10 protein-coding genes are annotated in these 5,410 nt (G+C 60.1%); 2 read left to right on the forward strand and 8 right to left on the reverse strand.

Going from position 1 to position 5,410, the window contains the following annotated elements; all coding sequences use genetic code 11:
* Positions 1 to 212: hypothetical protein (locus ACXRVY_RS15890; RefSeq protein WP_458237724.1), on the forward strand; the 212-nt coding region annotated here is incomplete at its 5' end.
* A gap of 69 nt (positions 213 to 281) precedes the next feature.
* Here ACXRVY_RS15890 and ACXRVY_RS15895 read toward each other — a convergent pair.
* The gene (locus ACXRVY_RS15895; protein ID WP_458237725.1) at positions 282 to 689 is read right to left on the reverse strand and encodes an MAPEG family protein; all 408 of its coding nucleotides are present in this window, start codon (positions 687 to 689) and stop codon (positions 282 to 284) included.
* A 266-nt stretch (positions 690 to 955) separates the two neighbouring features.
* Here ACXRVY_RS15895 and ACXRVY_RS15900 point away from each other — a divergent pair, with 266 nt between their 5' ends.
* Complete coding sequence (locus ACXRVY_RS15900) at positions 956 to 1,369, forward strand: GFA family protein (RefSeq protein ID WP_458237726.1); 414 nt, start codon at positions 956 to 958, stop codon at positions 1,367 to 1,369.
* Between the two features lie 84 nt (positions 1,370 to 1,453).
* Here ACXRVY_RS15900 and ACXRVY_RS15905 read toward each other — a convergent pair whose 3' ends face one another.
* The 7 genes from ACXRVY_RS15905 to ACXRVY_RS15935 form a co-directional block, all read right to left on the reverse strand.
* Positions 1,454 to 1,828: a hypothetical protein gene (locus tag ACXRVY_RS15905; RefSeq protein ID WP_458237727.1), complete on the reverse strand. Its 375-nt coding sequence runs from the start codon at positions 1,826 to 1,828 to the stop codon at positions 1,454 to 1,456.
* A gap of 19 nt (positions 1,829 to 1,847) precedes the next feature.
* Positions 1,848 to 2,225, reverse strand: coding sequence for a hypothetical protein (locus ACXRVY_RS15910; protein WP_458237728.1), 378 nt, complete (start codon positions 2,223 to 2,225; stop codon positions 1,848 to 1,850).
* Between the two features lie 87 nt (positions 2,226 to 2,312).
* Positions 2,313 to 2,840, reverse strand: coding sequence for an OsmC family protein (locus ACXRVY_RS15915; protein WP_458237729.1), 528 nt, complete (start codon positions 2,838 to 2,840; stop codon positions 2,313 to 2,315).
* Between the two features lie 123 nt (positions 2,841 to 2,963).
* Positions 2,964 to 3,440, reverse strand: coding sequence for a VOC family protein (locus ACXRVY_RS15920; protein ID WP_458237730.1), 477 nt, complete (start codon positions 3,438 to 3,440; stop codon positions 2,964 to 2,966).
* 121 nt (positions 3,441 to 3,561) lie between these two features.
* Entirely contained in the window at positions 3,562 to 4,188 is a 627-nt protein-coding gene (locus ACXRVY_RS15925; RefSeq protein WP_458237731.1) for a DJ-1/PfpI family protein, read from the reverse strand.
* 129 nt (positions 4,189 to 4,317) lie between these two features.
* Positions 4,318 to 4,758 carry a YybH family protein gene (locus ACXRVY_RS15930; RefSeq protein WP_458237732.1) on the reverse strand — a complete coding sequence of 147 codons (441 nt, stop codon included), beginning with the start codon at positions 4,756 to 4,758 and terminating at the stop codon, positions 4,318 to 4,320.
* Between the two features lie 484 nt (positions 4,759 to 5,242).
* The coding region (locus tag ACXRVY_RS15935) for a transposase domain-containing protein (protein ID WP_458237733.1) at positions 5,243 to 5,410 on the reverse strand (168 nt) is incomplete at its 5' end.

The following is a 5,410-nucleotide window of genomic DNA, read 5'->3' on the forward strand; positions in this document are numbered from 1 at the left end:
CTGCGCTGAGTGACGTGCTCGAGGATGCGAGCAATGAGCTTGGCACGCTGGCGCGGCTGACGCTGCAGCGACGCTGCAGCGCGCTCAGGTGCGCATCGCGCGCTCGATGCAACAAGGCCGTCTGTAGAGTGGCAGGTCTGTTCTCTGTCTCGGCATCGCCTTCGATCACGCCTCACCCATCGAACCAAAAACTCAAGTCGGCTCGGCAATGAGAAAACAAGACCGTTGACTACTTCAGAAGTCCCTGTAAAGGGTTAGGCACATTCGAATTGCGCTCGCGCTCACTTGACGATGAGGGCAAGCGCCCAGTAAACGGCAATTGCGACCTGCGCCGCGAACGCCGTGAAGCGAGCATTGACGGCGAAGACGCTCACTGATGCCAGGTGAATACTGGACTGCACAACTCGTGCGCCCAGAAGCCAGGGCGCCAGAGGGTCGGTTACTTCAGTTCGGCCAGCTAAGAGGGCCACGATGAGCAGTCCCCCGAAAATTGGCAACCCTTCCAGACAGTTGGCATGTGCCCGAGCGAGACGCTGCATGAATGGCGATAGGTTCGAGTTTTCCGGGTCGAACTCGTTCGACCGTACCCGACCGCTCAAGACCAGACTGCTGCGCAAAACCTCCATGAGCACAAGCAGCAGCAGCGCCCACGAGATGAACAGTGTGAGAACCAAGGCGGATTTGCTCATGACTCGAATGATCCCTCCCTCACGCCCGGCAAGTGTGCTCTAACGTTGGACACGAGCGGTGGCTGGAAGCGTGAGGAGCACCTGAAAGAGGTCCGCTCGAAATGGTGGACATGCGGCCTAATCTCAGGCGCCTGCGCAGGCTGGCGAAGCCAGCAGTAGCAGGTCGGCTGCAGCGAAGGGTTAGGCGGCATGCCTGGATTTGAGCAAGCCGGCAAGCGTACGATCCGCGGCGACGTAAACACTCGGTCCTGACCTCGGAGAGTGCAATGACAGTGACAGGCAGGTGTCTTTGCGGCGCGGTTCGCTGGGAGAGCGCGGAACCGCCAATCACCACGCGCGTGTGCTGGTGCCGCGATTGCCAATACCTGGGTGCAGGCAGCGGAACGGTCGGCGCCTGCTTCCGCACCGCAACGTTCAAGGTCCTAGGGAAAACGAGCGGCTTCTCGAGTGTGGCCGACAGTGGCAATCTAATGCACCGCCGGTTCTGCCCCGATTGCGGTACTCCGCTCTTCAGCGAGGCTGAGGCAAGACCGCATTTGATCTTCGTTCGGGCTGGAACCTTCGACGATCCAAATCTTGCCAACCCTGCGATGACGATCTGGACCTCCAGCGCGCCTCGTTGGGCTTGTATTGATGCACGCTTGCCGCGTACGGAAAAGCAAGCGCCGCCCGCAGAATAGTTGTCGCGCCCGCGTGCCGCCTAACGTTCGGCATGAGCGGCTGTCCGCTCGCTGGAGGGGTTGGGCACCCACGGCAGCAAAGAGCTAGACATACGAGTGAACAAGTTCGACGGACTTGGCCTGCGCATCGGCGACCGCAAGGAACGCAGGACGATCATGCATTTGCTCACGGACCAGAGTAGCCGCTCGCGCACCTTCGAACCAGATATTGCCGGCACCCAAACCATCGAGTGACAGCGACGGAGCGAACCGAAGCGTGAGGCTCAACTGACTGATTGCATCGTCATCCCGCAGATCAGCCTCGATGAACTGACGAGTGATGTTCAGTTCGAAGTGGCTGCCGGCTCCCCAGTCATAGGTTCCCCACTGTTGGACATGAGTGGCGGCTGGAAGCATTCGAAGCACGCTGGAAGCCGCCGCTGGATGGAAGGGTTGGGTACGTACACGGGTGACACTCATTCCGGGAGGCGTGTACAGCCTATCGCAATGTGTCCGAACCGTAGAGTTCGTAGGCTGACTTCCAATGGATGTGGCCATGAGCAACTCCGAAAATGGGCATTGCCCCAATGCCCGCCAACAGCAACAGCACGACCGTTGTTGCCAACCAAGCGTGAGCGCTGGCAAACCTGGCTATGACCCGCGCAATGAGTTGCGCCAACCAGTTGAGCATCAACCCGTATGCCACCAAGTGACCGAGGCCAAACAACAGAAGCGACGAGTCGGAGAGGTTGCGGATCGTGATGAGCAAAATGCCGCCATACGGGAGGAACCCCCCGACGACGGCAAGGTAATACACAAGGGGAAGGAAAGCGGCTAGACCGACAAAGATCAGACATCGCATGTAAGCGTGCAGCATGCCAGCCTTCTTAACGTTTGACACGAGCGGCGGCTGGAAGCGTGCGAAGCACGCTGGAAGACGTCCGCGAGATGGAAGGGCTAGGCGTCATGGTGAAGCGCGCTCAGGCGCTGCGCGCTTGCGAGTAACTACCAACGCAGGTGGATGCGCCAGCGTTTGGTACACAACGCAGTACCTCTCGGTCAGGCGCAGCAGGGTGGCGAGTTGTTCCTCCGACGCGTCGGTGTCGAGCGTGAGCTGCAGCCGTATGCTCTGGAAACCAACTGGAACCTCCTTTGACAGACCCAGCGTTCCGCGGAAGTCGAGATCACCTTCAGCTTGGAGCGAGGCATCTCGCAACGCAATGCCAAGCGCCGTGGCCACTGCGTTCAGCGTCACGCCTGCGCAGGCCACCAGAGCTTCGAGCAGCATGTCGCCTGAACAGGCAGCTTGCCCGCTCCCACCGGTGGCCGGATGAAGCCCTGCAACGACGAGCGCCTTGCCCGTTTCGATCCTGCAGCTGACCCCCTCGCCAATGCGGCCCTGCGCACGCAAAGTGATCCGCGCCGCCTCGGGGGATTCGCGATAGCGCTCCTTCAGCGGAGCCTGTGCGGAGCGCAGATCTTCAGCATTCATGACGGGTCTCCTCGCGATTGCCGTGTGACGCCAAACGTTGGCGCCGAGCGGCGGGCAAATGATGGTGAAGCCAGGTTCTGACGGTCCGCTCCAGCAACGGGTTAGGCGCCAATTCTTCAGTTCTCAGCGCTTATGTCCGATGGGATTCTCTCGGGAGGTCTGCTGCCCGAGTTGTTGGGCGAGCCCGATGAGAATGCCTTCGGGCCCCCGGATATAGCAAAGCCGATACATGTCTTGATACTGAACCACTTCGCCGACGAGCTTCGCGCCGCGACTGCCGAGCCGGACGAGCGTATCGTCGATGTCCTCCACGGTGAACATGACGCGGAGGTAACCGAGAGCGTTCACCGGGGCGCTGCGGTGATCGGCGACCACAGGTGGCGCGAGGAAGCGCGACAACTCGAGTCGCCCGTGACCGTCCGGCGTACGCATCATGGCAATCTCGACGCGCATGCCGTGCAATCCGGTGACGCCATCTGCCCAGTCTCCTTCAACCGGGGCGCGTCCCTCGAGTTCGAGACCAAGTTCAACGAAGAACTCGATGGCCGCATCGATGTCTTCCACCACGATGCCGACGTTGTCCATACGCTTGACAGTCATTGATGTCTCCTTGGCATATAGCGTTGGAGTTCACCCGCGGGCGGAGGCTGGCGAAGCCAGTCGTAGGACGTCGGGTGCAACGTCGGGTTAGGCCTCGCCTTCTGTAGGTGCACGGGTGTCCCTAAATCTGTATGCGACGACCGTCTGCGTCGGGGTACGGATATTCCATGTGGCGCGCCGTTGCGCGGGCGATGCGATCGCCGAAGTATTGCTCTACGACCTTGAGCGACATGTCGATTCCTGCGGAGATGCCTGCCGAGGTGAACACGCGCCCATCCTGTACGAAGTGCTTGTCGTACACGACACTCACGGCAGGGAAGGAGTCGCGCATCGTATCGAGAAAGCGCCAGTGGGTCGTTGCTCTCAGGCCGTCCAATAGCCCGGCAGAACTCAGCAGAAGCGAACCCGTGCAAACGCCGGTCACTGTTTCCGCCTGAGCGGCGCGCGAGCGGAGCCAGTCGTGGAGCGCGAGGTTCTCCATGTGGTGGCGGAAACCCCAGCCACCCGGAACGACGACAATGTCCAAAGGTGGACAGTCGGACATTGAGTGATGCGGGAGCACTTGCATGCCACCGGTGGCGGTGACCACACCTGAGCTCTCTGCGATCAGCAGGGGGAGAAACGGTGACGGTTCGTCGCGACGCTTCTCCTCCTTCAAACGAATGACTGAGAACACTTCGAACGGGCCGCAGAAGTCGAGGACCTCGACATCCTCGTAAACAATGATCCCGACGCGCTTTCTCTGCATATGCTCTCCAAGCTTCGTTGGTGAATCGCGCGGCCTAACGTTTGACATGAGCGGCGGCTGGAAGCGTGCGAAGCACGCTGGAAGACGTCCTCTAGATGGAAGGGTTAGGCGGCAATCAACACTGTGCTCTCATGACTTGCCTTCGCGCTTCAGAATTGCTTTAGCGTCCTCGAACCCAATCGGTGCAGATGTATGCTCATGAACGACGCGTAGAACATGGCCACGGGACTTAAGCACCCAGCTGATACGGTTCTGCATCGCCCGAAGTTCTTGGCCTTGGGCCGAGAAGGCAGCGTACGTCGCGAAGGCGCTCATTGAGGCGAAGCTCGGTTCACCTGTGATTTTCACGTCTTCGAACGTGACCCTGACACTCTCGTTGCCAAGCGAGGAGAACCAACCTTCTACAGCGACTCTCCAAGCCGCGGCGCCTTCGTATGACCATATTCCCCAGGTGTCGAATATCCTGACTTCGGGATCGTAGAGGTGCATGAACGTCTCAGCGTTCTTTGCCAGGACAGCCGACTTGTAGGTGTCGAGCGCTCGCAGTACCTGCTTCTCGGGGTCACTCACGGTGGGTCTCCCTGTGACAGTCGAATGGGATTGGCTTGTGACGCCTAACGTTGGACATGACCGGCGGCTGGAAGCAAGCGGAGGTGGCCGGAAGACGTCCGCTCGATGGATGGGTTAGGCCGCATTGTGGTGCCGTGAAAAGACGAAGACATCTTCAGGATTCCATAGATGCCCCGGCCACGAGCGGTAGCCCCTCAACCAGAGCACGCCTTCGATGCGGCGCAAGTAGAAGCCTTTCGGCGTGTCTTCGTCATCCGCTAGTGGTGTTGATGCCACCGTGACGGAGCCAGGCGGTGCGCGATGTTGCGATAGAGGAGGCCCGAGGAATCCTTCTGGTTGATCCGTGAATTGCAATCTGAAGTGTGGCCCGAGTTCCAGAGGACACACTGAAAGGCCAATGCTTGCACCCTGCTCGACGATTTGGGCGAATGTGGCGCCGTTGCGTATGCGTCCGGGGAACCCGTCTTGACGATGGGCAGCTCGATCAGCGTGCAGTGATCGATGGCTGCCAATGATGCGGCAGCAGCTCCTCGACGCGACTGGCGGGCTGTGTGGGTAGCCGCTCGAGGACGTCCTTCAAGTACGCATAGGGATCGTGCCCGTTTAGCCGAGCGGAGTGCACCAGGCTCATCACCGCGGCGGCCCGCTTACC

Source organism: Pseudomonas sp. P5_A2_2 (genome assembly GCF_054177685.1).